The sequence below is a fragment of the Lentilactobacillus kisonensis DSM 19906 = JCM 15041 genome (genome assembly GCF_001434135.1).
Classification (GTDB): Bacteria; Bacillota; Bacilli; order Lactobacillales; family Lactobacillaceae; genus Lentilactobacillus; species Lentilactobacillus kisonensis.
Map to the genome: position 1 here is coordinate 1 of NZ_AZEB01000114.1, position 257 is coordinate 257.

1 rRNA gene is annotated in these 257 nt (G+C 53.3%); it reads right to left on the bottom strand.

Features of this window, described 5'->3' with window-relative positions:
- A 16S ribosomal RNA gene (locus FC98_RS13950) occupies positions 1-257 on the bottom strand; the annotation flags it as partial.

Here is a 257-nt window from a genome sequence, read left to right on the forward strand (position 1 = left end):
CCCGTTCTTCTCCAACAACAGAGTTTTACGAGCCGAAACCCTTCATCACTCACGCGGCGTTGCTCCATCAGACTTTCGTCCATTGTGGAAGATTCCCTACTGCTGCCTCCCGTAGGAGTTTGGGCCGTGTCTCAGTCCCAATGTGGCCGATTACCCTCTCAGGTCGGCTACGTATCATTGCCTTGGTGAGCCGTTACCTCACCAACAAGCTAATACGCCGCGGGTCCATCCTAAAGTGATAGCCGAAGCCATCTTTT